Source organism: Caballeronia sp. LZ003 (assembly GCF_031451465.1).
Taxonomy (GTDB): Bacteria; Pseudomonadota; Gammaproteobacteria; order Burkholderiales; family Burkholderiaceae; genus Caballeronia.
Map to the genome: position 1 here is coordinate 1,471,496 of NZ_JARUXJ010000001.1, position 25,432 is coordinate 1,496,927.

The following is a 25,432-nucleotide window of genomic DNA, read 5'->3' on the forward strand; positions in this document are numbered from 1 at the left end:
ACGAATGCTTGCAAGGCGTCATCGCGGCGCCGTGCAAGCCTCGCGCGAATCAGGCGCGCTGCTGTCGTTTATAGAAGCGCCGATTGATGAGACTGCGCACGGCAGGCGCAAGTTCGCCCGCCGTCAGTCCCGCAGGCCCGGTGCCTTCGCTCGCCAGATGCTCGGCGGCCTGCCCGTGAAAGTACACGCCTGCCAGCGCCGCCTCATACGCAGGCAACTTTTGGGCGAGCAATGCTCCGATCAATCCGCCGAGCACGTCGCCGGTGCCGCCGGTGGCGAGTCCTGCGTTTCCGGTCGGATTGATGGCGACGCGGCCATCCGGCGACGCGATGACCGTGCCCGAGCCTTTCAGCACGATGACCGCCGAATAACGCGCTGCCAACTGACGCGCGGCCGCGATGCGGTCCGCCTGAACCGCCTTTGCATCGGTTTGCAAGAGCCGCGCGGCTTCTAGCGGATGCGGCGTGAGCACGCACGGATTGCCCTTGGTGCCGCGTCCCGCGACTTCTGCGGCGAGGGCGTCGTCCTTCGAGACGAGATTGAGCGCATCGGCGTCGAGCAGCTTTGCGGCGTCGAGCTTCAGGACATCGGCGAGCACTTTTCTCGCGCGGTCGCTCTTGCCCATGCCGCAGCCGATCGAAAGCGCTTCCATCTTTTCGAGCGCGAAGTCGTCGACGTGATGCAGCATCAGTTCGGGATGCGGCGGATCGTAGGACGGCGCACCTTCGCCTAGAAACGCCACGTTGACCTTGCCCGCGCCGCCGTAGAGCGCCATGCGCGCGGCGAGGATGGGCGCGCCGCACATGCCGGTATCGCCGCCGATCACGGCAAGCGTGCCGAACGTGCCCTTGTTGGTCGCGTTGTCGCGCGGCGGCATGTGGGCCGCGAAAAGGGCCGGCACGTTGAGCACGATGGAAGGCGCGGCGGGCGGCTCGATGTCGAGCGTGGCGACGTGCAGCGTGCCGCACAGATCGCGGCCTTCCGCCGTGAAATGGCCTGGCTTCGCGCCGATGAACGTGATCGTCTCGTTCGCGCGCACGCTTGCGCCGCCCGCGACGGGTGCGCCGGTGTCGCTGTCGAGACCGCTCGGGACGTCGAGCGCGAGCACGCGGCCGTGGTCGCGGCTGTCGGCATCGCGCGCGCTTTGCGACAGACGTGTCGCGATGCCGGCGAACACGCCGTCCAGCACCCGTGTCAGGCCGATGCCGAACATGCCGTCGACCAGCCAGCCGAATTCATCGAACGATGCGGGGACTTCGGTGTCGATCGTCACGCCTGCGGCACGCGCTGCTTCGAGCGCCCAGCGGGCGTCGTCGGGCTTGACCTCGACCGGCATGCAAACGCGCACCGTCACTCCCGCGCGGTGAAGCCGCTCAGCCATCACGAGCGCATCGCCGCCGTTGTTGCCGGGGCCGGCGACGATCCAGACGGGCTTCTTCGTATGAAAGTCGCTCGTATCGAGCAGAAGCTGTGCGGCGGCGGCGCCTGCGCGGGCCATCAGCGTGTGAGGCGGCAGCGCGGCAGCGGCGCGCGCTTCGAGCGAACGCAGCTCCGTGAGCGTCAGGAGCGCAAGGGCATCGTCGCGGGGCGTGAAGTAGGGCGGTCGGGGATCGGTCATGTCGACGATGATAGGCGTGCAGCGAACATTGCGCCGATTCGCACCGTTCGTGCCTGAAGCGGGTGGCGATTCGGCTCGACCAGGATCGCAAGTTTCGTGAGTCGCTCAAAGACGCGCGCGGCTCGCACAAACCGAATGCCAGGCCGACGCGGCCACGAGCACCGCAGCACGCGAGAGCACGGACACGCGCTCTTCAAAACCGCTCGATACTCAACGCCGCAAGCGTCTGTTCCGGAACCTCGGACGTCACATCGGACAGGAGGTCCGCCACCACCTTCGCCGACCCGCACGCGAGCCCCCAGCCCGCCGGACCATGCGCCGCGTTCACGAACACACGCGGATGCCGTGTCGCGCCGACTGCCGGCAGGCCATCGGCGGAGAAGAGGCGCAGGCCTTCCCACGGACGCGCGGCCGAGACGCGTCCCGCGCCCGGAATCCAGTCGTGCGTGCCCTGACCGAGCACGTCGAGGGCACGACGGGCGAGGCTCGCATCGAGCGGCTTGTCGGCCTTGGATGCGCTCTGGAATACGCCCGCGCCCGCCACGCGCAGACGCTGGTTCACACGTGTCATCGTGATGCGCTTCATCGAATCGACGACCGTCAGATGCGGCGCGCGCTCTTCGTAGGCAATCGGCGCGGTGAGCGTATGCATGCGCAGCGGATACAGCCACGGCGTGGACTTCCTGACGAGCGCGGGCGTCTCGGCTCCCGCCGCGACCACGACGGCGTCCGCCGTGATCAACTCGACATTTTCGTTGCGCTTGTTGCGGCTCGCGTCCGGATCGGCGAGTTCGACGGCCGCGCGCTTATCGTCCAGACGCAGCGCCGTTACCGTGCGATTCATGCGGAACTGCACGCCGCCGTCTTCGAGCACCTGCTTCAGTTGCTTGGTGAAGAGCGGGCAATTGGCCGTGCGCTCCTCGGGCAGCAAAACGCCGCCTGCGAATTCGGGATATTCGGGCACCGAATGCTCCGCCGCGACGCATTCCTCAGGCGTCAGCACGCGATGCGGCACCTTGAACTGCCGCAACAGATCGATGGCCGGTTGCGCTTCCTCCAGCTCGCGCGCGTGACGAAACACGTGCAGCATGCCGCGCCGCTGTTCGAATTCGAGTTGCAGTGCGCTCTCGATTTCCGCGACGGTACGGCGCGACAACGCGACGAGCGGTTCCAGCAACGCATATTGCGCCGCGAACGCGTCCGGCCCGCGCAGCATGGCGAGTTGTTTCAGAAAATCGCGCACGGCGCTATGAAAGCCGGTCTTCACGACCATGCCGTTTTGCTTCGCGCGGTTCGACGACATGAAGGTCGGTCCGAACCAGACATCGAGCGGAGAGGGCAGAAGCGCGCCGCCCTGGCCATAAGTGGCGCCTTGGGCGACGGTCGCGTAGCGCTCGACCACGCAGACGCGATGCCCGGCCGCATGCAACTGGTAAGCGGTGGCGATGCCGGCGATTCCTCCGCCGATAACGATGACATCCATGACTTTTTTGCCCGAAGGCGCGAACTTGCGCCGCACACCGCGCCGCAAGCTCGGGCGCGCCGCGCATGTCGACGATGAGACGGCGGGCGCGGCAGACTCGCCACACCCGAAGAAAGCGCGCCATGATAGCGCCAAATGAGCCGCGCCGGGACCACAGGTGCCAGATCGCAGCATGTCCGTCGCGAACGTTTCTGCACTGCGTACACTGCAGGATCGATTTCAGGATAAGCCATGCGTCACGTCCGCGGCGGGATGCGCACGCGCGACGGGCAATGGCGCCGGTCGGGCCGGCCGAATTTGAGACGCATCCGGGGTATAATCGCGGTCTTCCTTTCGCCTCACGTCGCTCATCCACGCTCGTGGCCGTTTCCGGCGTTTCGAGCGCGGCACCTAGCGGCACACAGACGTCATCGACGCACCGTCACAATGGCCCACTTCTCGTGTTTCCCCGGCGCTTCGGCCCTCTCCGATTTCCGTCAGACCCGCCTCCTCGAGACGCTCGCGCGCATCGACGCGAACATCGTCGGCGTGCGCGGCCAGTTTCTGCACTTCGTGAATTCGGCCGAACCGCTTTCCGATGAGGACAGCAACCGCATCCACGCGCTGATGCACTACGGTGCGCCGCTCGAAGAAGGCAAGGAACGCGGCCACGCCGAAACGTTTCTGGTCGTGCCGCGTTTCGGCACGGTGTCGCCTTGGGCGAGCAAGGCAACCGACATCGCACATCATTGCGGCCTCACGCAAGTGCGGCGTATCGAGCGCGGCGTCGAATACACGGTCGTCCTGAAGAGCGGTCTGCTCGGCGGCAGGAAAACCCTGTCGGACGAAGCGCGCGCCGCCGTTGCCGACGCGTTGCACGACCGCATGACCGAAAGCGTCGCGGCCTCGCGCGATCAGGCGCTGCATCTCTTCGACGAACTGCCCGCCAAGCCTTTGCAGACGGTCGATATCATCGGCGCCGGGCGTTCGGCGCTCGAAGCGGCCAACGCGGAACTGGGCCTCGCGCTCGCGGAAGACGAGATCGTCTATCTCGTCGATGCCTTCAAAAACCTCAACCGCAATCCGACCGACGTCGAACTGATGATGTTCGCGCAGGCCAACAGCGAACATTGCCGCCACAAGATTTTCAACGGCGAATGGACTATCGACGGCGAGAAGCAGGATCTGTCGCTCTTCGCCATGATCCGCAACACCGAGAAGCTGAATCACGAAGGCACGATCGTCGCGTACTCGGACAACTCGGCGATCATGGCGGGCGGCGTCGCGGAGCGCTGGTTTCCGCGCGGCGAGAGCGAGCAGTATCAGCGCAAGGTCGAGTTGACGCACACGCTGATGAAGGTCGAAACGCATAATCACCCGACCGCGATCTCGCCGTTCGCGGGCGCGGCAACGGGCTCGGGCGGCGAAATCCGCGACGAAGGCGCGACCGGTCGCGGCGCGCGTCCGAAAGCCGGTCTCGCGGGCTTCACGGTATCGAACCTCGATTTGCCCGATGCGCGTCAAAAGTGGGAAAACGCCCGCGATGCCGCCACGCCGCTCGTCTCGCGCAATCCGTCGGAAACGCATGAGGCGTATGGCCGGCCGGATCGCATTGCGTCGCCGTTGCAGATCATGATCGACGGCCCCATCGGCGCGGCGGCATTCAACAACGAATTCGGCCGTCCGAACCTGGGCGGCTATTTCCGCACCTTCGAGCAGAACGTCGCGGGCCGCGTGCGCGGCTATCACAAGCCGATCATGATCGCGGGCGGCATCGGCAATATCTCGGACCAGCACACGCACAAGAACGATCTGCCGGCGGGCACGCTGCTGATCCAGATCGGCGGACCGGGCATGCGCATCGGCATGGGCGGCGGCGCGGCGAGTTCGATGGCCACGGGCGCGAACACCGCCGAGCTGGACTTCGATTCCGTGCAGCGCGGCAATCCTGAAATTCAACGCCGCGCGCAGGAAGTCATCAACTCGTGCTGGCAACTGGGCGAGCACAACCCCATTCTGTCGATTCACGACGTCGGCGCGGGCGGCATTTCGAATGCGTTCCCCGAACTCGTCGATGGCGCGGGCAAGGGTGCGCGCTTCGAACTGCGCAAGGTACAACTCGAGGAAAGCGGACTGTCGCCGCGCGAAATTTGGTCGAACGAAGCGCAAGAGCGCTATGTGCTGGCCATCGCGCCCGCCGATCTGCCGGCCTTCGAGGCAATCTGCGAGCGTGAACGCTGCCCGGTGGCAGTGGTTGGCGTGGCGACGGACGAGCGCGACCTCGAACTCATCGACGATGAAAACGAAGGTCAGGAACCCGTCGACATGCCGATGGATGTGCTGCTCGGCAAGCCGCCGAAAATGCATCGCGACGTTGCGCGCGAACATCCGAGCTTCACGCCGGTCGATGTCACCGGCCTGCAGCTTTCGGAAGTCGCCGTCGATGTGCTCAAGCACCCGACCGTCGCGAGCAAGTCGTTTCTCATCACCATCGGCGACCGTTCGGTGGGCGGCACGACGGCGCGCGACCAGTTCGTGGGCCCGTGGCAAGTGCCGGTGGCCGATTGCGCCATCACGACCATGGACTACGCGGGCTATCGCGGCGAAGCCATGACGATGGCCGAGCGCACGCCGCTCGCCATCATCGACGCACCCGCATCCGGCCGCATGGCAGTGGGCGAAGCAGTGACGAATATCGCTGCCGCGCCGATCGAATCGTTGAGCAAGCTCAAGCTCTCCGCCAACTGGATGGCCGCGTGCGGCAGCGCGGGCGAAGACGCGGCGCTCTACGACACGGTGAAGGCCATCGGCATGGAACTGTGCCCGGCGCTCGGCATCAGCATTCCGGTCGGCAAGGATTCGCTGTCGATGCGCACCAAGTGGCAGGACGCACGCGGCGGCTCACGGGAAGTGGTGTCGCCGGTGTCGCTCATCATCTCGGCGTTCGCGCCGGTCGAGGACGTGCGCCGTCAACTCACGCCGCAACTCGTCGCGGATGCCGATACGGTGCTGATCGCCATCGATCTGGGGCGCGGGCGCAATCGCATGGGCGGCAGCATCCTCGCGCAAGTGACGCAGCAAGTGGGCGATGCCGTGCCCGACGTCGACGATCCCGAAGACCTCAAGCGCTTCTTCGCGTCCATTCAGGCGCTCAACGCCGACGGCAAGCTGCTTGCCTATCACGACCGCTCGGACGGCGGCCTGTGGGCGACGGTCTGCGAGATGGCGTTCGCGGGGCACGTGGGCGTGTCGCTCAACGTCGACATGCTGACACTCGATGCCGACCACGAATCCGATTACGGCGACGCGAAAGACTGGACCAAGCAGACGAGCGGCCGGCGCGACGACCGCACGATCCGCGCGCTGTTCACGGAAGAACTCGGCGCGGTGGTGCAAGTGCGCGCGGCGGATCGCGATGCCGTGCTCGGCGCGTTGCGCGGGCATGGTTTGTCGGCGTGCGCGCATGTCATCGGCAAGCCGAACGAGCGCGACACGGTCGAGATCTATCGCGACGCGAAGAAGATTTTCGATGCGCCGCGTACCGAGTTGCAGCGCGCATGGAGCGAGGTGAGCTGGCGCATCGCGCGTCTGCGCGACAACCCCGCTTGTGCCGACGCCGAATACGACGCATTGCTCGATGCCGCCGATCCCGGCTTGTCGCCCGTGTTGACCTTCGATCCGGCGGAAGACGTCGCCGCGCCGTTCATCGCGACGAACACGCGTCCGCGCGTGGCGATCCTGCGCGAGCAGGGCGTGAACTCGCATCTCGAAACCGCGTATGCATTCGACCGCGCGGGCTTCGATGCGCATGACGTACATATGAGCGATCTGCTCGAAGGCCGCGCGACACTCGCCGACTTCGCGGGCGCGGTGGCGTGCGGCGGCTTCTCGTATGGCGACGTGCTGGGTGCGGGCGAAGGCTGGGCCAAGACCATTCGCTTCAACCCGCGTCTTTCCGATATGTTCGCCGCCTTCTTTAGCCGCGCCGATACCTTCGCGCTCGGCATCTGCAACGGCTGCCAGATGATGTCGAACCTGGCGTCAATCATCCCCGGCGCCGAGGCGTGGCCCAAGTTCACGCGCAACAAGTCCGAGCAGTTCGAAGCGCGCTTCTCGCTCGTGGAAGTGGAGAGTTCGCCGTCGATCTTCTTTAGCGGCATGGAAGGCTCGCGCATTCCGGTGGCGGTCGCGCATGGTGAAGGTTTCGCCGATTTCTCGCAACAGGGCGATGCCGCGAAGGCACTCGTCGCCATGCGTTTCGTCGATCATCACGGCCGCGCGACGGAGCAGTATCCGTTCAACCCGAACGGCTCGCCGCAAGGCATCACGTCGGTCACGACGCCCGACGGCCGCTTCACCGTTTTGATGCCGCATATGGAGCGCGTGCATCGCAATGTGCAAATGAGCTGGACACCGGATGACTGGACCACTGACGGCAGTCCGTGGCTGCGCGTGTTTCAGAACGCGCGGCGGTTCATGGGGTGAGGTTCGGTTGTATCGGTGGGATGAGAGCACCCCGAAGTGGTTTTTCGGGGTGTTTTTTTGCCGATTGCAGACACGCACCGAAAACGACAAAGCCGCCCGAAGGCGGCTTTGTCCGATAGCGACGAAAGGCGATCAGCGCGCTTATTTCACCACTGCCTTCTTCCGCAACCCTTCCTCGAACGCCTGCAGCTTCTCTTGCTGAATCTGCTGCGCGATCTGCGCTTTCACTTGTTCCAGCGGCGGCGGGGCGACGTCGCGGGTATCGTCCAGACGGATGATGTGCCAGCCGAATTGCGTCTTCACCGGCTCCGGCGTTACTTCACCCTTCTTGAGCTTCTCGGCGGCGGCGCCGAATTCCGGCACGTAGGCTTGCGGCGCGGACCAGTCTAGATCGCCGCCGTTCTTGCCCGATCCCGGGTCCTTCGAGTATTGCTTCGCCAAATCCTCGAAGCTCGCGCCGCCCTTGATCTTCGCGATCAAGTCCTTCGCCTGCGCTTCGCTTTCTACCAGGATGTGATGCAGATGCAGTTCCTTGCCGCCGCCCGTCTGCTTCACGAGTTGCTCGTAGCGCGCCTGGATCTCGGCGTCGGTCGGCGTGTTCTTCTTGACGAAGTCTTCGATCATCGCGCGCAGCACGACCGTCTGTTGCGCGACCGCGATCTGCGCCTTCACGTCGGGACGCATGGGCAGGCCTTCGCGCGATGCTTCCTGCATCAGGATTTCGCGGTTGATGAGTTCCTCGCGCACCGCCTGTTGCAACTGCGGCGAATCCTGCTGACCCTGCTGGACGAGTTGCTTCACGAGCGCATCGGCGCGCGACGTGGGAATCGGCGTGCCATTGACGACGGCGATGTTCTGCGCAAACGCGGGAGCCGCGGCGAACGCAGCCAGCAAGACCCAGACGCGGGTTTTTTTCAAAGTCATCGGAGGTTCCTAACTGAGCAACGAGCGACCTCGAAAGGCGCTTGATTGAGAGGTTGATCTGGAAGAAGCTGAGTGAATCGACACGCGGGAGAGGCGAGGCAAAAGCGCGGCAATCAGGCGCCAAAGCCCGCGCGGAGTCTATTCGAATTGTTCTGCGAACTCTTGCGGCGTATAAGCCCGGATGGCCAGCGCGTGCACGCCATGCTGCATTTCCGCGGCCAGCGCATCATACACCAGTCGATGCCGCGCCACTCGCGCGCGGCCCGCGAAGCATTCGGCGATGACCGTGACCGTGTAATGACTGCCCGAAGCCGCGCCGGCATGCCCGGCATGCGCCGCGCTGTCGTCTTCGATATGCACGGTTTGCGGTTCGAGCGCCGCTTCGAGGCGCGCTTCGAGATGCGCGATCTTGTCGGCCGCGCTCGCGTTCGGAAAATCGAAGGAAGCGTTCATTGACCATCCTCCTTCATGTATTTGGCGAGCCAGAAGCTTTGCGCGACGATAAACGCCACGAGACACCCCGTCGCGCCGAAGAGTTTGAAGTTGACCCATTGGTCCGTGGTGAAGTGAAACGCCACCACGAGATTGACGATACCGAGCAGCGCGAAAAACACCGCCCACGCCACGTTCAATTGTCCCCACACGCGATGCGGCAGGACGATCTGCTTGCCCATCATCGCTTCGATGAGGTTCTTTTTGAAGCCGAGTTGCGCGACGATCAGCGCCACGGCGAAGAGCCAGTAAAGCGCGGTGGGCTTCCATTTGATGAAGGTATCGTTGTGCAGCACGAGCGTCGCGCCGCCGAACACCACGACCACGCCGAGACTCACCCACAGCATTGGATCGACCTTGCGATGGCGGAACGCCACCCACGCGATCTGCACGAGCGTCGCCGCGATGGCCACGGCAGTTGCCGTATAGATGCCCCAGATCTTGAATGCGACAAAAAACAGGATGATCGGAAACAGATCGAACAGAAATTTCATTGGCGTGGCGATGAGGTGGGCAGCGAGCAGGCTGCGGCGCGCGAAACGAACGCCCGCTCTCGAGAAGCGGGCGTTCCATGCGGCAGAAAATTATGCACGGGCTTATTGATTAGCCCGCCACAACCCGCCCGCGCTTACTTGGATTCGAATTGTAGCGCAGCCGAGTTGATGCAATACCGCAAACCGGTGGGCGCCGGGCCGTCTTCGAAGACGTGGCCGAGGTGCGCGCCGCAGTTCTTGCACTGCACTTCGATGCGCAGCATGCCGTGCGAGCGGTCGGTCTTCTCTTCGATCACTTCGCCGTTGATCGGCTTGAAGTAGCTGGGCCAGCCGCAGCCCGCGTCGAACTTGGTCGCGGATTCGAAAAGCGGCGTGCCGCAACACACGCAGTCATACACGCCGCGCTCGAAGTGGTCCCAGTATTCGCCGGAGAACGGGCGCTCGGTCGCCGCGTGGCGCGTGACCTGATACTGCATGTCGTTGAGTTCGCTGCGATACGCCGCATCGTCCTTTTGCAGCGGATACGCCGTGGCGCCAGTGTTGTCGGTGGTGTCGTCTCTGCTCATATCATTCCTTTTATCGGCCGAAAGTCGGAAAAACGGATCAGGCCAGCTATTTTGGGGCGATCCTAAGAAGAACAACTCACTTCCAGATCGCTCGCCCAGTCGGGCGGCAGGCCGGCGTAGGCTTCGTATTCGGGTTGTTCGTCGTAGGGACGGCGCAGCACGTCGAGAAGCCGCGCCACTTCGGTGTAATCCTTTTCGCTCGCCTGGCGAATCGCCTGTTCGGCCAGGTGATTACGCAGCACGTACTTCGGATTCACGCGATTCATCGCGGCCGCGCGATCCGTATCGTCGCGCGTTTCGTGCGCGAGACGTTCGCGATACTGCACCGCCCACGCGTCGAAAGCGGCGCGGTCGAGAAAGAGGTCGCGCACGGGCGAATCGTTCGAGGTATCGGATTTCGCGAGCTTCGACAAGTTCCGGAACGTGAGCGTGAAGTCCGCGCGGTTCGCGTGCATGATTTCGAGCAGACCGTTGGCGAGTTTGTCATCGCCTTCGCGCGCGATTTCGAGGCCGAGCTTGGCGCGCATCTTCGCTTCGAACACAGGGCCGAAGCGCGCCTTGTAGCGTTCGAGAACCTTCTGCGCTTCCTCGACCACGCGTTGCGCACGGCCTTCTTCCGGCAGGTTCGCGCCGACGAGCGGAACCAGCGCCTGCGCCAGACAAAACAGGTTCCAATAGCCGACCTGCGGCTGACGGCTGTACGAATAGCGCCCTTGCGTGTCCGTGTGGTTGCAAATGTGATGCGCGTTGAAGCCATCCATGAAACCGAACGGGCCGTAGTCGATCGTGAGACCGAGAATGGACATGTTGTCGGTGTTCATCACGCCGTGACAGAAGCCGACGGCTTGCCACTCCGCCATCAGATCGGCGGTGCTGCGCACGGCTTCGTCGAGGAGCGCGAGGTAGGGATCGTCGGCATCGCGACAATGCCGATAGAAGCGCTCGATCACGTGATCGGCAAGCGCTTTGAGATCGTCGACGCGGTCGTTCGAATAGAAGTGTTCGAAATGCCCGAAGCGCACGAAGCTCGGCGCGACGCGCGTGACGATCGCCGCTGTTTCCATGCTCTCGCGCCGCACCGGCATATCGGAGCCGACGATGGCGAGCGCGCGCGTCGTGGGAATGCCCAGATGGTGCATGGCTTCGGAGCACAGGAATTCGCGGATCGACGAACGCAACACGGCGCGGCCATCGCCCATGCGGGAATACGGTGTGCGGCCCGCGCCCTTCAGCTGAAGTTCGAAGCGTGTGCCGTCATGGTCCCGATCGGTGTCTGGCTCGATCTCGCCGAGTGTAAGTGCGCGGCCATCGCCCAATTGACCTGCCCACACGCCGAACTGATGCCCCGAATAGACCGCTGCGTAAGGCAGGTCGCCGGCGGGCCATTCGTGCGTGGGATTGCCGGCGAAGTATTCGGCAAAGCGCTTTTGCTCGCTGCCTTCCGCGACATCCGGATCGATGCCGAGCATGTCCGCCGTTTCGCGCGAGATCGCGACGAGATAAGGATCGGGCACCGGCGTGGCGGGAAGGCGCGTGAGGAACGCGGCCCCGAGCGCCGCGAACGAGCCGGGCTGGCCAACCTTGATCGCGGCGACGATGGCGTCCATGGAATCAGCGCCGGAAGCCTTCTCGCAGGACGCTGCACGCACGGCATTGCTTGGGGAAAACGACATATTGAGCGCCTTTTGGTTAAACGATATTGTAAATCCGCGCCCGCGGGCCTGCAGGGCCGCACCCGGCCGGGCATCGGGCGGCGCAAAGCCAATGACCGATCCAATGATTCAAGCCCAGACTCGCCAACCGACTCACCGAGGAAATCACCCATGACGTCGCCGCTTTACGGCCAGATGATGGAAATACCGTTGCTCGCGTCGTCCCTGTTGTCCCATGCCTCGCGCCACTTCGGCGATACGGAAATCGTGTCGCGGCGTATCGAAGGCGATATCCATCGCTACACCTACCGCGATTGCGAGAAGCGCGCGAAGCAACTCGCGCAGGCCTTGATCGCGCTCGGCGTGGAGCAGGGCGAGCGCATCGGCACGCTGGCCTGGAACGGCTACCGGCATCTGGAGTGCTATTACGGCGTGGCGGGCATGGGCGCCGTGTGCCACACCATCAATCCGCGTCTCTTTCCGGATCAGGTCGCGTTCATCATCGATCATGCGGACGATTCGTACGTCTTGTTCGACATGACCTTCGCGCCGCTCGTCGAGATGATCGCGCCGCAGTGTCCGAACGTGAAAGGCTGGATCGCACTCGGCGATGCCGCCTGCATCGAGCAGCATCTTTCGAACCTGAGCGTGCCGGTGATGAGCTACGAAAGTCTCGTCGGCGAACAGGATGGCGTCTACGAATGGCCGATGCTCGATGAACGTCAGGCATCGTTTCTTTGCTACACGTCGGGAACGACAGGCAATCCGAAGGGCGCGCTGTATTCGCATCGCTCGACGGTGCTGCATGCTTATGGCGCGGCCTTGCCCGATGCGATGGGCGCGTCATCGAGCGATTCCATCCTGCCCGTCGTGCCGATGTTCCACGTCAACGCGTGGGGCATTCCGCATGCAGGGCCGCTCGTCGGCGCGAAACTGGTGTTTCCCGGCAAGGACCTCGACGGCAAGTCGCTCTACGAGTTGATGGAAGCGGAAGGCGTCACCTATTCGGCGGGCGTGCCGACCGTATGGCTGGCGCTCCTCGCCTACATGAAGCAGAACGATTTGCGCTTTTCGACGTTGAAGCGCACGGTGATCGGCGGCTCGGCGTGTCCGCCCGCCATGCTGAAGACCTTCGAGGAAGACTACGGCGTGCAGGTGATTCATGCGTGGGGCATGACGGAGATGTCGCCGCTCGGCACGCTCGCGCGGCTGAGTTTCCGGCAGAAGCAGCGTTCGGCCGAGGAACAGCGCATCTCGCTCGAAAAGCAGGGGCGCGCGCTCTTTGGCGTCGATATGAAAGTCGTCGGCGACGACGGCCACGAACTGCCTTGGGACGGCCAGTCGTTCGGCGATCTGCACGTGCGCGGACCGTGGGTCATCGACCGCTATTTCCGGCGCGACGAGTCGCCGCTCATCGACGGCTGGTTTCCAACGGGCGATGTCGCGACCATCGACGCCGATGGCTTCATGAACATCACCGATCGCAGCAAGGACGTGATCAAGTCGGGCGGCGAGTGGATCAGTTCGATCGATCTGGAGAACATCGCGGTGTCGCATCCGCAGGTGGCGGAAGCGGCGTGCATTGCGTGCTCGCATCCGAAGTGGACGGAGCGGCCGATGATCGTCGCCGTGCTGCGTCCGGGCGCGACCATCACGCGTGAGGATTTGCTCGCGCATTTCGAAGGCAAGGTCGCGAAGTGGTGGATTCCGGACGATGTCGTGTTCGCCGACGAGTTGCCGCATACGGCGACGGGCAAGCTGCAGAAGGTGCGGCTGCGCGCGTTGTATCGGGAGCATGTGCTGCCGGAGAAGGGTGAGAAGACATCTTGATACCAGCGCTTCCCGCTGACCTAGCGCCCCGGTCGATCCGGGGCGTTTTCATTCGCCGGACGACGCGCATTTGAACGATCGTTCTCCTTTGTGTATTCTGCGTCGATCACTCACAATAAGCTCGCCAAAGACGCGCGAACGGGAGACATCTTCATGGCTGTGCACTTCACGATCCACAACGGCGTCGCCGTCATCACACTCGACAATCCGCCGGTGAACGGCCTCGGGCACGCGACACGGCTTGGCATCGTGGAAGGCATCGAGCGCGCGCGTGACGAAGACAACGTGCGCGCCATCGTCGTGATCGGCGCCGGCAAGGCGTTTTCGGGCGGCGCGGACATCACCGAATTCAATACGCCGAAGGCGACGCAAGAACCGACGCTCAAGACGGTCATCGAAGCAATCGAGGGCAGCGCGAAGCCGGTGATCGCGGCGATTCACGCCGTGGCGATGGGCGGCGGCCTCGAACTCGCGCTCGGCGCGCATTACCGCGTGGCGTCGCCCGGCGCGCAGATCGCGCTGCCCGAAGTGAAGCTCGGCCTCCTGCCCGGCGCGGGCGGCACGCAACGGCTGCCGCGCGTGGTTGGCCTCGAAAGGGCACTTGGCATGATCGTGTCAGGGACGCCGGTATCATCCGAACGACTCGCGAATACCGCGCTCTTCGACCAAATGATCGAAGGCGACTTGCTCGATGGCGCCGTGCGTTTCGCTCAGCACGTCGCCAAGCGTGACAGCAAGCACCCGCAAGTGCGCGAACGCCCCATCGAACACACGGATGCCGATCGAATCGTCCAGGCCGCGCGCGCGAACGCCATCGCGACGGCGAAGCATTTTCCGGCACCGCACAAGTGCATCGATGCCATCGAAAAAGGCCTGAAAGAAGGCTTCGAACGCGGGCTCGCCTTCGAGCGCGAATGCTTTCTCGCGCTCGTGCAGACACCGGAAAGCCGCGCGCTGCGGCACGCGTTCTTCGCCGAACGCGCGGCGTCCAAGATCGCGGATGTGCCGTCGAATACGCCCGTCAGAAAGATCGAGCGCATCGGCGTGATCGGCGCGGGCACGATGGGCGGCGGCATCGCGATGAACTTCATCAACGCGGGATTTCCCGTCGTGCTGCTCGAAACGAAACAGGACGCACTCGACCGGGGTTTGGCGAACGTGCGCCGCAATTACGAAGCGCAAGTGAAGAAGGGCAAGCTCACGCAAGACGAGGTCGATGAACGCATGGCCCTCATTCAACCGACGCTCGATTATGCGGACCTCGCGCACGCGGACTTGATCATCGAAGCGGTATTCGAAGACCTGGGCGTGAAGGAACAAGTCTTCCGCCGCCTCGATGAAGTCGCGAAGCCCGGCGCGATTCTCGCATCGAACACATCGACGCTCGATCTCGACAAAATCGCCGCGTTCACGAAACGTCCGGGCGATGTCATCGGCACGCACTTCTTCAGTCCCGCCAACGTGATGAAGCTGCTCGAAGTGGTGCGCGGCGCGAAAACGGACAAGGACGTGCTCGCCTCCGTCATGCAACTCGCGCGGAAGATCAGGAAGACGGCCGTGGTCTCGGGCGTATGCGATGGCTTCATCGGCAACCGCATGGTCGAACTGTACTTGCGGCAGGCGCTTTTCATGCTGGAGGAAGGCGCGCTGCCCGCGCAGATCGATCGCGCAATCGAACATTTCGGCTTCGCCATGGGGCCGTTTCGCATGAGCGATCTTGCGGGCAACGACATCGGCTGGGCCATTCGCAAGCGCCGTTATGTCGAGCAGCCGGAGTTGCGCTATTCGAAAATCGCGGATCGGCTGTGCGAAGCGGGCCGCTTCGGACAAAAGACCGGTGCGGGATGGTACGACTACGAGCCAGGCAAGCGCGATGCGCTGCCATCACAAGCGGTCGACGACATGATCGTCGCGTATTCGAAGGAAGCAGGCATCGAAAGACGGCATATCGCGGACGATGAAATCGTCGAGCGGCTCATGCTCGCGCTCGTCAACGAAGGTGCGCGTATTCTCGAAGACGGCATCGCTTCGAAGGCCTCGGATATCGACATGGTCTATTTGACGGGTTACGGTTTCCCGCTCTGGCGCGGCGGCCCGATGTTCTATGCCGACACCATCGGCCTCGCCGCCGTGGAACGCGCCATGCGCCGCTACGCGCAACAGCCCAACGGCGACGCATGGCAGCCCGCCGCCCGCGTGACGCAACTCGCGGCGGTCAACGGCCGGTTCAACCCTTGAAGATGAGCATGATGAAACCCGTAGAAGACGTTTTACTCGTCGTGGACGTGCAGTACGATTTCATGCCCGGCGGCGCGCTCGCCGTGAAGGAAGGCGATGAGGTGGTGCCCGTCATCAACCGCCTGGCGCGCGCGTTCTCGCATGTCGTTCTGACGCAGGACTGGCATCCGCGCTCGCATGTCTCGTTCGCAGCGAATCACGAAGGACGCGCGCCCTTCGACATGATGACAATGCCTTACGGCGAACAGGTGCTGTGGCCGGTGCATTGCGTGCAGGGCACCGAGGGCGCTGCGCTGCATCGCGGCCTGCAACTACCGCACGCGCGGCTCGTGATCCGCAAGGGGCATCACGAACATGTCGACAGCTACTCCGCGTTTCTCGAAGCGGATCGCGTGACACCCACGGGTCTTGCAGGTTATCTGCGCGACGTCGGTGCGAAGCGCGTATGGGTCGCGGGACTGGCGACGGATTATTGCGTTGCGTGGTCCGCGTTGGATGCGCGTCGCGCGGGCTTCGAAGTGAGCGTGATAGAAGACGCGTGCCGCGCGATCGATCTCGACGGCTCGCTTGATCGAGCGTGGCGCGAAATGCGCGACGCGGGCATCGAACGCATACGCTCGGATTATTTGCTCGCGTGAGCCTCCGAAGCTACCGGCGAATCTTTGCTACGCTTCTGCCTTCATCGTTTTCTTGACCAGGAGTTGCCGTGTTACGTCACATCGTCATGTGGAAGCTGAAGGAGTCGGCGGAAGGCGCGAGCCGCGCGGAGAATGCGCAGAAGCTCAAGGAGAAGCTCGAAACCTGCCGCAGCATCGTTAAGGGGCAGGGGCATTTCGAGGTCGGTACGGCGCAACCGGGTTTCGACTGCACTTACGATGTCGTGCTCGTCTCCGACTTCGACGACAAAGCGGCGCTCGTTGCTTATCAGGTGCATCCGAAGCACGTGGCGCTGAAAGACTTCATTGCCGCGGTGCGCGAAGACCGTCAATGCGTCGACTACGAAGTGTGACGACCATGACCGACAAGCCACATGACGTCGCCATCGAAAGCCCGTTCATCGACTCGCTCGGCGTGGAATTGGTCAAGGCCGCCGACGGCGAAGCGGAAGTGCGGCTTGCGCTCGAAGATGCGCATTTGAACACGTGGGGCATCGCGCACGGCGGCGTCACCATGACCTTGCTCGATTCCGCGCTGGCACTCGCCGCGCGCAGTCTCGCGGGCAATGGCATCGGCGTCGTTACCGTCGAGATGAAGGTGAACTTCATGCAGCCGGGACGCGGTGAATTGCGCGGCATCGGGCGCGTGCTGCATCGCTCCACCACCATGGCGTATTGCGAAGGCGAAGTGCGCGACAGCGAAGGGCATTTCGTCGCCAAGGCGCTAGGCACGTTCAAATACATGCGCAGGCTCGCAGTGGGCCGCGATATCGTGAAACAGAAAATGCGTTCCGATCCCAAGGCCACGCCGGGACCGAGCGACGCTTGATTCATTCCGAACAGGAGGATTCGCAATGGCAGACGCTCAGAAGAATCGCCAGGTATTGCTGGTATCGCGACCGGAAGGCGAGGCATCGACCGACAATTTCAGGCTCGTCGAAACACCGCTTGCGCCGCTGCGGGAAGGCGAGCTGCGCGTGCGCAATCACTATCTGTCGCTCGATCCGTACATGCGCGGGCGCATGAGCGATGCCAAGTCATACGCCGCGCCGCAGGCTTTGAACGAAGTGATGATCGGCGGCACGGTCGGTGAAGTGGTCGAGTCGCGCAATCCGAAGTTCAAGGTCGGCGACAACGTGGTCGGCATGTACGGCTGGCAGGAATACGGGACATCGGACGGCACGGGTCTTTATGCCGTCGATACCACGCACGTTCCGCTGTCCGCGTATCTCGGCCCGGTCGGCATGCCGGGCGTGACGGCCTGGTATGGCCTGAATCGCATCATCGAACCGAAGGCTGGCGATACGGTCGCCGTGAGCGCGGCAAGCGGCGCGGTCGGCAGCGTGGTCGGGCAACTGGCGAAGGCGGCGGGCTGCCGCGTGATCGGCATTGCGGGCGGCGCCGAGAAGTGCCGCTATGTCGTCGAGACGCTGGGCTTCGACGCGTGCATCGACTACAAGGCGGGCCATTTGTACGACGAGCTGAAAGCCGCGGCGCCGGATGACATCGACGGCTATTTCGAAAACGTCGGCGGCGAAGTGCTCGATGCCGTGTTGCCGCGCATGAACGCGCACGGGCGTATTGCGTTGTGCGGCATGATCTCGGGCTACGACGGCAAGCCATTGCCGCTGCAGGCGCCGCGCATTTTGCTCACGCAGCGTCTGAAGCTGCAGGGTTTCATCGTGAGCGAGCACATGGAATTGTGGCCGCAAGCGTTGAAGGAACTCGGCGAACGCGTCGCGACCAAGAAGCTGATCTACCGCGAGACCATTGCGCAGGGACTGGAAAATGCGCCCGAAGCGTTCCTCGGTCTTTTGCGCGGAAAGAACTTCGGCAAGCAGCTCGTCAAACTCATCTGACGCGCCGAGTACCACACCACGCGAGAAAGGAGCCCGCTTGGACCGCTTCGAAGGAAAAGTCGCCGTGATCACTGGCGCGGCGAGCGGCTTCGGCCGCGAGTTTGCGCTAAAGGGCGCGGCGTTCGGCATGAAGCTCGTACTCGCCGATATCGACGCCACCGCGCTCGATGCCACCGTGACATCGCTGCGCGAACGAGGCGCCGAGGCGCGCGGCGTGCGAACGGACGTCTCGAATCCCGCGGACGTCGATGCACTCGCCCGCGCCACGCTCGATGCCTTCGGCGGCGCGCATCTGCTCTTCAACAACGCGGGCGTGGGCGCTGGCGGCTTCATCTGGGAGAGCAGCGCGAACGACTGGCAATGGGTCTTCGGCGTCAACGTGATGGGTGTTGCCAACGGCATTCGCGCGTTCACGCCGATCATGCTGGCCCAGAACGAACCGGCGCATATCGTCAACACGGCTTCGGTCGCGGGGCTGCTCGCCGCGCCCGCAATGGGCGTCTATAACGCGTCGAAGCATGCGGTCGTGGCCATGACCGAGACGCTTTATCACGATCTGCGGCTCGCGCGCGCGTCGGTCGGCGTGTCCTTGTTGTGTCCGGCGTTCGTGCCGACCGGTATCGCCGATGCCGAACGCGCGCGGCCCGGCGCGCTCGTCAACGACGAAGAGATGACGGCGTCGCAGAAGCTCGCGGCGCGGCAACTGGCAAAGGCGGTGGAGCACGGCAAGCTATCGGCGCGGGATGTCGCCGAACTGACCTTCGACGCCATCCGCGCGAATCGTTTTTATGTGGTCACGCATCCGAACATCATGCCTTCGGTGCAGCTGCGGCTGGACGACATCGCGCAGCTGCGCGACCCGAGCGATCCCATGTCGCTCAAGTCGCGTTGACCTCGGCATCGGCATGACAATGCAGCTCAATCCCCAGGTCGCGCAAGTCTTGCAGATGATCGCACGCGCGAGGCGCGCGCCTTATCACACGCTCACGCCGCAAGAAGCGCGCGCCGCCTATGCGATGAGCGCGCCCATTCTCGATGTCGCGCCGTTGCCCATGGCGCGTGTCGAAGATCTTCCCGTTCCTATGCGCGATGGCGGGTCCATTCGTATGCGTGCGTATTATCCGATCGAGCCGAATTGGGCGGAGCCGCTTGGCGCGCTCATGTATCTGCATGGCGGCGGCTTTACGGTGGGAAGCATCGAGACGCACGACGCGCTGTGCCGCAAGTTCGCGCATGACGTGTGCTGCGCGGTGGTATCGGTCGATTACCGGCTTGCGCCCGAACACAAGTTTCCGGTCGCCGTGAACGATGCCTTCGACGCCTTGCAATGGCTCGCGCGCGAGGCGTCCACGTTGGGGATCGATCCGGCTCGCATCGCGATTGGTGGAGACAGCGCGGGCGGCACGCTCGCGACGGTGTGTTCGGTGCTGGCGCGCGATGCAGGCATCGCCTTGCAATTGCAGATGCTGATTTATCCGGGGACGAGCGCGTGGCAGCGAAGCGAATCGCATGCGCGGCTTGCCGAAGGGTACTTGCTGAGCGCAGAGACGATTCAATGGTTCTTCGAGCAGTACGTGCGCGATGAACGCGACCGGGACGACTGGCGTTTTGCGCCGCTGGATGCGGCGGGCGGGCAGCCGGATTTTCGTGGCGTGGCGCCGGTGTGGATCGCGGCCGCGGATCATGATCCGCTTTACGATGAAGATATCGCTTACGCGGAGAAGCTTTCAGCGCAGGGCGTATCGGTGGAACTCATGCGGTATGAAGGGATGATTCACGAGTTCTTCAAGATGGGCGGGTTTGTTCGCGACGTGGCGCGGGCGCATGCGGATGCGGTGGCTGCGTTGAGGAAGGCGTTGGGATGAGGGCTTGATTAGATTCTGAAAAGTACCTGGCGAATTTATCGCCATTGCGATTACCGCGATAGTGCTCTTACTGTTGAAACGTGGGTCGCGGCGATCATGCGTCACGCCACCTCAAACCTGAACGCCCGCACAAAATCCCCCGGCCGCACGACCTTGTGCGAACCGTCATCGTCACTGCGTTCCTTGACATGCAGCTCAATACCATGCGTCAGCGGCAACACTTGCAACGCCGTCGTCCCGCGCGTGCCGTATTCATCGGTCTCGATAAACGCCGCCGACAACACGCGTTCACGCTCGATGGAAAGGCCAGTGGATGGCAAGACGTGATCGTCGGCGATACGCGGGTCACGCAAGGTTTCGATCAGCTCATCGAGCGATGGCCGCTCATCGGCGTGAATCAAATCGCGTAAAGCATCGCGCTGGGCGACGAGCTTCGGCCACGGCGTGTTCAGCAAGCTATTCGACAACCCATGCACGCCCGCTTCGAGCAAAACAGGCTCGGCATCGGCGCGATTGCCATACCACCCGAGCTCACGTCGTGTGAAATCCCCGCACAGCAAATTGAAGCCGTTGTACCGATGACCTTCCAGGGCAACGCGCTTGAGATACTTCAAAGGCTCGACGCGCTCGCCCGTCAAATATTTGCTGACCAACGTGCCACGCGTGGGCGCATCCGGCCGAATCTCGCTCGGCGCGCGATAGTTCGTCAGCGCGGCAAAGCGCCCGTCGCGCGTTACGCCAAGCCACGTGCCGCCGCCCGTCAGATCCCGGCCCGCGAGCACACCGGGCGCGTCGGTCCACCAATGCATCGGGTCGGTCTCGCGGCGGAAGAACTCGTCGCGATTCGCCGCCAGCGTCAGCAGCGCGCGGCCGTTGGCGGGCGCGGCCTGGGGTTGCCAATCGAAGACGATCAGGCACATGGCGTTCAGGCGTCGGCAGGAAAGGCGTAGGGCAGCGGCACGAATTCGAGCGCGGGGCCATCGGCGGCGCCGACGTGCACCGAGCCGTTATCCAGCGACGCCAGCTTGATCTCCACAAGACAATCCACGCCGCCGCCCTCGGCCGGCGCCACGTTGACCACCATGCCGCAAGGCTGACCGGGATCGGCCGAATGGAAGAGCTCGGCGCCCGGCGTCGCCGATTCGCCGTGCGCGAGCGCCGTGCGTCGCTTGATCGTGCCGCGATATTGGCTGCGCGCGACGATCTCCTGTCCCGGATAGCAACCCTTCTTGAAGTTCACCGCGCCCAGCACGTCGAAGTTGACCATCTGCGGGACGAACCGCTCGGTCGTCGTCTGCGTGATGCGCGGCTCGCCCGCATGGATGTCGAGCCAGTCCCACAGCGCCGGTCCCGCGCGCCGCAACTTCTCGCCGAGCTCGGGCAGTCGTGCTTCGATATCGGCCCTCGGGCCGACCCACAGGAAACGCGCCCGATGCGCCGCATCCGGCACACGAATCAGCGCGCCATGCGGACCTTCCACCTTGACATGCACGCCGTCGGGCAACGCATCGAAGATGCCGGAGAGCGCCGCGCGCACATCGCCCGCAAAGCCGACTGCCGCGAGTTCCGGCGTCGCGTCACTCAACCTCGCTTTTGCGCGCAGCACGAACATGGACAGACGCTTTTGCACGGGCGCCTGGACATCGTGCGAGATCAAGAGACGCACGGTATCGGCTGAACGCCACATGAGAAACGAACCCAGCAGGCGTCCCTTCGGCGAGCAATAGCCCGCGAGGCGCGCCGTGGATGCGTCGAGATGCTGGACGTCGTTGGTGACCTGGTTGTGCAGAAACGAAGCGGCATCCTCGCCCTTGATGTCGATCACGCCGAACTGCGTGAGCGGCACGAAAACGCCCGCTGTCTTCACGGCTTCGAAGTCGTCGGCGGGAATGGCGCTTGGAGCAGAACCGGGGGAAAGCTGGGTTTGGGAATTCATGGCGTCAAGTGCGGTCAATCCTGTCAGTCGGTCCGGCCGGTCAAACTGACCGGGGCGCAGGCGGACAAGTTATTATATTGGTCTTATTCCTAGTGTGTCTGGCATGTCCCTTTTCAAGAAATGCGTCGTGGCGGTGGTGATCGTCGCGGTGCTCGCGGCGGCGCTCGCAGGTGGCGTTTATTATTGGGCCAATCGGCCGATGAATCTCACGCCCGCTGAACTCGACGTCACCATCAAGCCTCATAGCAGCCTGCGCAGCGTCAGCGCCCAATTGATTCGCGGCGGCGTGCCGGTCGAATCGGAGCTTTTCGTGTTGATGACGCGCGTGCTCGGGCTTTCGTCGCAGCTCAAATCCGGCAATTACGCGTTCAAAAGCGGCGTGACACCCTATGAAGTGCTGCAAAAGATCGCGCGCGGCGACGTCAACGAGTACGTGGCCACCGTCATCGAGGGCTGGACGTTGCAAAAAATGCGCGCCGAACTCGACGCCAACTCCGCGCTCGCGCACGACACCGCCGGCATGTCCGACACGGACCTCTTGCGTGCAATCGGCGCGCCCGAGGTGGACAAGGCATCGGCGGAAGGACTGTTTTTCCCGGATACCTATCTTTTCGACAAAGGCACGAGCGACCTCACGGTCTACAAGCGCGCGTACCGGATCATGCAGCAGCGGCTCACCGAAGCCTGGAACACACGCTCGCCGAATTTGCCTTACAAGACGCCTTACGAGGCGCTCGTCATGGCGTCGATCGTCGAGAAGGAGACGGGGCGCGCAACCGACCGGCCGCTCGTGGCGGCGGTGTTCGCCAACCGGCTGCGGATCGGCATGCCGCTACAGACCGACCCGACCGTCATCTACGGCCTCGGTCCGGCTTACGGCGGGCATCTGAAGAAAAAGGATCTGCAGACCGACACTCCGTACAATACCTACACGCGCATGGGTCTGCCGCCCACGCCGATCGCGCTGCCCGGTGTGGCCGCGCTCACCGCGACGCTCAATCCCGCCGCGAGCAATGCGCTCTATTTCGTGTCGCGCGGCGACGGCAGCAGCATCTTTTCCGACAACCTGGGCGACCACAACAAGGCCGTCGACAAATACATCCGGGGTCAGTGAATGGCGCGGGGCAAGTTCATTACATTCGAGGGTATCGACGGAGCGGGCAAGACCACGCATCTGGAGTGGTTTCGCGAGCGGCTCGCCGAAAAACTCGCCGCGCACGCGCGCTCGGTCGTGATGACGCGCGAGCCGGGCGGCACACCGCTCGGCGAAACGTTGCGCGGCATTCTGCTGAATCAGCCAATGGACCTCGAAACCGAGGCGCTCCTCATGTTCGCCGCGCGCCGCGAGCATCTCGCGCAGGTCATCGAACCGGCGCTCGCGCATGGCGACTGGGTGCTGTCGGACCGTTTTTCGGATGCCACCTTTGCTTATCAGGGCGGTGGACGCGGTCTGCCGCGCGACAAGCTGGAAGCGCTGGAACGCTGGGTGCAGGGCGGTTTTCAGCCGGACCTTACCGTTCTGTTCGACATTCCGACGGAGACCGCGAGCGAGCGCCGTTCGGCCGCGCGCGCGCCGGACAAGTTCGAGAGCGAATCGGAGGCATTTTTTAAGCGCACGCGCGCCGAATACCTGCGGCGCGCGGCCGAATCGCCGCAGCGGTTTTTTATCGTCGATTCGAGCCGGCCCATCGACGATATCCGCACGCAGCTCGAAGATGTCATCGCGAGCCTTTGATCCACGCTCAAGCAACGCCTAACCCACTGAACCGCCGATGATTTATCCCTGGCAAGCCAACGACTGGCAGCGTCTCCAGCAGCTACGCGCGAACTGGCCGCATGCGCTTTTGCTGCATGGCGAAGCGGGCATCGGCAAGCTGCAATTCGCTCAGCATCTGGCGAAGGGGCTGCTGTGCGAAACGCATCTGCCGAGCGGCGAGCCGTGCGGCACGTGTTCCGCTTGCCTGTGGTTCTCGCAGGGCAATCATCCCGACTACCGCGCGGTGTTGCCCGAGGCGCTTGCAGGGCTTGCGGCGGCAGGCGCGGATTCTTCCGCCGATGCATCCGCCGAGAAAGCCGAGAAAGCCGATGGCGACGAAGGCAAGAAGAGCCGCGCGCCGAGCAAGGAAATCAAGATCGAACAGGTACGCGCGCTGCTCGACTTCTGCAGTCTCGGATCGCATCGCGGCGGCTTGCGTGTTGTGCTGCTTTATCCCGCCGAAGCGCTCAATGTCGCGGCGGCCAACGCGCTCTTGAAAACGCTGGAAGAACCGCCTTCGGGCGTCGTGTTCCTGCTGGTGTCGGCGCGTATCGACCGCTTGTTGCCAACCATCATCAGCCGCTGCCGACAGTGGCCGATGAGCGTGCCGCCCTTCGACGAAGCGCGCGCGTGGCTTGCGTCACGAGGTATCGACGATGCCGCCGGGCTTCTCGCGCAAGCGGGCGGCGCGCCGCTCAACGCGCTTGCGCTCGCGAGCGACGAGAACCGCGCGCTGCGCGATTTCACGTTGGCGCAACTTGCGGCCGGCCCGAACTGCGACGCCTTCGCGTGCGGCGAAAACCTGCAGAAACTGCCGGTGCCGCTGGTGCTCGGCTGGCTGCAACGCTGGCTTTACGACGTGCTCGCCGAGCGCACGGCAGGCCGCCCGCGCTATTTTCCGGGCGCGGCCAAGGCGCTCGCGCGATGCGCCGCCAGCGCCGACCCGGCTGCGCTTTCGCGCTACATGAAAACCGTCACGCGGCAACGCGCCGTGGAGAATCATCCGTTGAACGCGCGTCTCGTGTTCGAGGAACTCTTCATGGGCTATCGCGGCATCTTCGCCTGAACCTGAACGCAATCACGCCATGAGTCTTCAATATCGAGACGCCACGCTGGACGATCTGCCCGCCATCGTCGCCATCTACAATTCGACGGTCGCCTCGCGCCTCGTCACGGCCGACCTCGATCCGGTCCCAGTCGAAAGCCGCCTTGCCTGGTTTCACGCGCACGGACCGGACAAGCGTCCGCTGTGGGTCGTGGAAGAGGGCGGCGAAGTCATCGCGTGGCTGAGTTTCTCCGATTTCTACGGCCGTCCGGCCTACGCGCGCACGGTCGAAGTGAGCATTTATCTCGACGAACGCGCGCGCGGCAAGGGGCTCGGCAAGCAGTTGTTGCACGAAGCGCTGGAGCGCGCGCCGACGCTTGATGTGGACACCGTGCTCGGCTTCGTCTTCGGACATAACGAGCCGAGCATGAAGCTCTTCGGCAGCTTCGGTTTCGAGTCGTGGGGCACGCTGCCGCGCGTCGCGGTTCTGGACGGCGTCGAGCGCGATCTCGTCATTCTCGGCTTGCGGCTTGGCGCGAGAGCAAAGGAGTAGC

23 protein-coding genes are annotated in these 25,432 nt (G+C 63.8%); 14 read left to right on the forward strand and 9 right to left on the reverse strand.

The genetic code is table 11. The annotated features are described in order from the left end of the window. Positions 1-49: 49 nt before the first annotated feature. Both QCE79_RS06445 and QCE79_RS06450 read right to left on the reverse strand, forming a co-directional pair. Entirely contained in the window at positions 50-1,618 is a 1,569-nt protein-coding gene (locus QCE79_RS06445) for an NAD(P)H-hydrate dehydratase (protein ID WP_309842772.1), read from the reverse strand. Positions 1,619-1,811: 193 nt separating this feature from the next. Next, positions 1,812-3,101 carry an FAD-dependent oxidoreductase gene (locus QCE79_RS06450; RefSeq protein ID WP_309842775.1) on the reverse strand — a complete coding sequence of 430 codons (1,290 nt, stop codon included), beginning with the start codon at positions 3,099-3,101 and terminating at the stop codon, positions 1,812-1,814. On the opposite strand from QCE79_RS06450, the gene QCE79_RS06455 reads away from it, so the two are divergent. Further along, a complete protein-coding gene (locus tag QCE79_RS06455) occupies positions 3,100-3,240 on the forward strand; it encodes a hypothetical protein (protein WP_244827916.1) in 141 nt (46 codons plus the stop codon). The genes QCE79_RS06450 and QCE79_RS06455 overlap by 2 nt on opposite strands. A gap of 287 nt (positions 3,241-3,527) precedes the next feature. Further along, positions 3,528-7,565 (forward strand): phosphoribosylformylglycinamidine synthase, encoded by a 4,038-nt coding sequence (gene purL / locus QCE79_RS06460; protein ID WP_309842778.1) that lies wholly within the window; start codon positions 3,528-3,530, stop codon positions 7,563-7,565. Positions 7,566-7,706: 141 nt separating this feature from the next. Here purL and QCE79_RS06465 read toward each other — a convergent pair whose 3' ends face one another. From QCE79_RS06465 to QCE79_RS06485, 5 genes are all read right to left on the reverse strand, one after another. Further along, on the reverse strand, positions 7,707-8,489 hold the full coding sequence (locus QCE79_RS06465) for a peptidylprolyl isomerase (protein ID WP_309842780.1): 783 nt from the start codon (positions 8,487-8,489) through the stop codon (positions 7,707-7,709). A gap of 138 nt (positions 8,490-8,627) precedes the next feature. Then, entirely contained in the window at positions 8,628-8,942 is a 315-nt protein-coding gene (locus tag QCE79_RS06470) for a BolA family transcriptional regulator (protein ID WP_244827913.1), read from the reverse strand. Further along, entirely contained in the window at positions 8,939-9,475 is a 537-nt protein-coding gene (locus QCE79_RS06475; RefSeq protein ID WP_244827912.1) for a septation protein A, read from the reverse strand. The genes QCE79_RS06470 and QCE79_RS06475 overlap by 4 nt, the downstream gene beginning before the upstream one ends. Positions 9,476-9,609: 134 nt before the next feature. Continuing rightward, a complete protein-coding gene (gene msrB, locus QCE79_RS06480; protein WP_244827911.1) occupies positions 9,610-10,041 on the reverse strand; it encodes a peptide-methionine (R)-S-oxide reductase MsrB in 432 nt (143 codons plus the stop codon). A 62-nt stretch (positions 10,042-10,103) separates the two neighbouring features. Next, positions 10,104-11,714, reverse strand: coding sequence for a protein adenylyltransferase SelO (locus tag QCE79_RS06485; RefSeq protein WP_404989119.1), 1,611 nt, complete (start codon positions 11,712-11,714; stop codon positions 10,104-10,106). Between the two features lie 150 nt (positions 11,715-11,864). On the opposite strand from QCE79_RS06485, the gene QCE79_RS06490 reads away from it, so the two are divergent. The 8 genes from QCE79_RS06490 (at position 11,865) to QCE79_RS06525 (ending at position 20,141) form a co-directional block, all read left to right on the forward strand. Continuing rightward, complete coding sequence (locus QCE79_RS06490; RefSeq protein WP_250464839.1) at positions 11,865-13,523, forward strand: 3-(methylthio)propionyl-CoA ligase; 1,659 nt, start codon at positions 11,865-11,867, stop codon at positions 13,521-13,523. Between the two features lie 153 nt (positions 13,524-13,676). Beyond that, positions 13,677-15,761: a 3-hydroxyacyl-CoA dehydrogenase NAD-binding domain-containing protein gene (locus QCE79_RS06495; protein WP_309842791.1), complete on the forward strand. Its 2,085-nt coding sequence runs from the start codon at positions 13,677-13,679 to the stop codon at positions 15,759-15,761. A gap of 11 nt (positions 15,762-15,772) precedes the next feature. After that, positions 15,773-16,399 (forward strand): bifunctional nicotinamidase/pyrazinamidase, encoded by a 627-nt coding sequence (gene pncA / locus QCE79_RS06500; RefSeq protein WP_309845219.1) that lies wholly within the window; start codon positions 15,773-15,775, stop codon positions 16,397-16,399. A 68-nt stretch (positions 16,400-16,467) separates the two neighbouring features. Then, entirely contained in the window at positions 16,468-16,770 is a 303-nt protein-coding gene (locus tag QCE79_RS06505; protein WP_244827908.1) for a Dabb family protein, read from the forward strand. Positions 16,771-16,775: 5 nt separating this feature from the next. Continuing rightward, entirely contained in the window at positions 16,776-17,246 is a 471-nt protein-coding gene (locus QCE79_RS06510) for a PaaI family thioesterase (protein WP_244827907.1), read from the forward strand. Between the two features lie 25 nt (positions 17,247-17,271). Next, positions 17,272-18,276, forward strand: coding sequence for an NADP-dependent oxidoreductase (locus QCE79_RS06515; protein ID WP_250509023.1), 1,005 nt, complete (start codon positions 17,272-17,274; stop codon positions 18,274-18,276). Between the two features lie 37 nt (positions 18,277-18,313). Then, positions 18,314-19,168, forward strand: a complete 855-nt coding sequence (locus QCE79_RS06520; protein WP_309842795.1) for an SDR family oxidoreductase — start codon at positions 18,314-18,316, stop codon at positions 19,166-19,168. Positions 19,169-19,187: 19 nt separating this feature from the next. Further along, the gene (locus tag QCE79_RS06525; RefSeq protein ID WP_309842797.1) at positions 19,188-20,141 is read left to right on the forward strand and encodes an alpha/beta hydrolase; all 954 of its coding nucleotides are present in this window, start codon (positions 19,188-19,190) and stop codon (positions 20,139-20,141) included. A gap of 101 nt (positions 20,142-20,242) precedes the next feature. Here QCE79_RS06525 and QCE79_RS06530 read toward each other — a convergent pair whose 3' ends face one another. Both QCE79_RS06530 and QCE79_RS06535 read right to left on the reverse strand, forming a co-directional pair. Next, positions 20,243-21,061 (reverse strand): NRDE family protein, encoded by an 819-nt coding sequence (locus QCE79_RS06530; protein ID WP_309842800.1) that lies wholly within the window; start codon positions 21,059-21,061, stop codon positions 20,243-20,245. 5 nt (positions 21,062-21,066) lie between these two features. Beyond that, the gene (locus QCE79_RS06535; protein WP_309842802.1) at positions 21,067-22,077 is read right to left on the reverse strand and encodes a folate-binding protein; all 1,011 of its coding nucleotides are present in this window, start codon (positions 22,075-22,077) and stop codon (positions 21,067-21,069) included. 103 nt (positions 22,078-22,180) lie between these two features. On the opposite strand from QCE79_RS06535, the gene mltG reads away from it, so the two are divergent. The 4 genes from mltG to QCE79_RS06555 are packed head-to-tail and all read left to right on the forward strand — an operon-like array spanning position 22,181 to position 25,431. Further along, on the forward strand, positions 22,181-23,191 hold the full coding sequence (gene mltG / locus QCE79_RS06540) for an endolytic transglycosylase MltG (protein WP_244827899.1): 1,011 nt from the start codon (positions 22,181-22,183) through the stop codon (positions 23,189-23,191). After that, complete coding sequence (gene tmk, locus QCE79_RS06545; protein ID WP_244827898.1) at positions 23,192-23,812, forward strand: dTMP kinase; 621 nt, start codon at positions 23,192-23,194, stop codon at positions 23,810-23,812. Positions 23,813-23,849: 37 nt separating this feature from the next. Continuing rightward, positions 23,850-24,899 carry a DNA polymerase III subunit delta' gene (locus tag QCE79_RS06550; RefSeq protein WP_309842808.1) on the forward strand — a complete coding sequence of 350 codons (1,050 nt, stop codon included), beginning with the start codon at positions 23,850-23,852 and terminating at the stop codon, positions 24,897-24,899. 19 nt (positions 24,900-24,918) lie between these two features. Then, on the forward strand, positions 24,919-25,431 hold the full coding sequence (locus QCE79_RS06555; RefSeq protein ID WP_244827896.1) for a GNAT family N-acetyltransferase: 513 nt from the start codon (positions 24,919-24,921) through the stop codon (positions 25,429-25,431). Position 25,432 lies beyond the last annotated feature (1 nt).

Bases quoted from the DNA above. Each gene is read 5' to 3' on its own strand.
- QCE79_RS06450 (WP_309842775.1), bottom strand. From the start codon at position 3,101: ATGGATGTCATCGTTATCGGCGGAGGAATCGCCGGCATCGCCACCGCT.
- QCE79_RS06495 (WP_309842791.1), top strand. From the start codon at position 13,677: ATGGCTGTGCACTTCACGATCCACAACGGCGTCGCCGTCATCACACTC.
- QCE79_RS06465 (WP_309842780.1), bottom strand. From the start codon at position 8,489: ATGACTTTGAAAAAAACCCGCGTCTGGGTCTTGCTGGCTGCGTTCGCC.
- QCE79_RS06510 (WP_244827907.1), top strand. From the start codon at position 16,776: ATGACCGACAAGCCACATGACGTCGCCATCGAAAGCCCGTTCATCGAC.
- msrB (WP_244827911.1), bottom strand. From the start codon at position 10,041: ATGAGCAGAGACGACACCACCGACAACACTGGCGCCACGGCGTATCCG.
- QCE79_RS06525 (WP_309842797.1), top strand. From the start codon at position 19,188: ATGCAGCTCAATCCCCAGGTCGCGCAAGTCTTGCAGATGATCGCACGC.
- tmk (WP_244827898.1), top strand. From the start codon at position 23,192: ATGGCGCGGGGCAAGTTCATTACATTCGAGGGTATCGACGGAGCGGGC.
- QCE79_RS06485 (WP_404989119.1), bottom strand. From the start codon at position 11,714: ATGTCGTTTTCCCCAAGCAATGCCGTGCGTGCAGCGTCCTGCGAGAAG.
- QCE79_RS06550 (WP_309842808.1), top strand. From the start codon at position 23,850: ATGATTTATCCCTGGCAAGCCAACGACTGGCAGCGTCTCCAGCAGCTA.
- QCE79_RS06555 (WP_244827896.1), top strand. From the start codon at position 24,919: ATGAGTCTTCAATATCGAGACGCCACGCTGGACGATCTGCCCGCCATC.
- QCE79_RS06515 (WP_250509023.1), top strand. From the start codon at position 17,272: ATGGCAGACGCTCAGAAGAATCGCCAGGTATTGCTGGTATCGCGACCG.
- QCE79_RS06470 (WP_244827913.1), bottom strand. From the start codon at position 8,942: ATGAACGCTTCCTTCGATTTTCCGAACGCGAGCGCGGCCGACAAGATC.
- QCE79_RS06490 (WP_250464839.1), top strand. From the start codon at position 11,865: ATGACGTCGCCGCTTTACGGCCAGATGATGGAAATACCGTTGCTCGCG.
- pncA (WP_309845219.1), top strand. From the start codon at position 15,773: ATGAAACCCGTAGAAGACGTTTTACTCGTCGTGGACGTGCAGTACGAT.
- QCE79_RS06530 (WP_309842800.1), bottom strand. From the start codon at position 21,061: ATGTGCCTGATCGTCTTCGATTGGCAACCCCAGGCCGCGCCCGCCAAC.
- mltG (WP_244827899.1), top strand. From the start codon at position 22,181: ATGTCCCTTTTCAAGAAATGCGTCGTGGCGGTGGTGATCGTCGCGGTG.
- QCE79_RS06445 (WP_309842772.1), bottom strand. From the start codon at position 1,618: ATGACCGATCCCCGACCGCCCTACTTCACGCCCCGCGACGATGCCCTT.
- QCE79_RS06535 (WP_309842802.1), bottom strand. From the start codon at position 22,077: ATGAATTCCCAAACCCAGCTTTCCCCCGGTTCTGCTCCAAGCGCCATT.
- purL (WP_309842778.1), top strand. From the start codon at position 3,528: ATGGCCCACTTCTCGTGTTTCCCCGGCGCTTCGGCCCTCTCCGATTTC.
- QCE79_RS06475 (WP_244827912.1), bottom strand. From the start codon at position 9,475: ATGAAATTTCTGTTCGATCTGTTTCCGATCATCCTGTTTTTTGTCGCA.
- QCE79_RS06455 (WP_244827916.1), top strand. From the start codon at position 3,100: ATGACTTTTTTGCCCGAAGGCGCGAACTTGCGCCGCACACCGCGCCGC.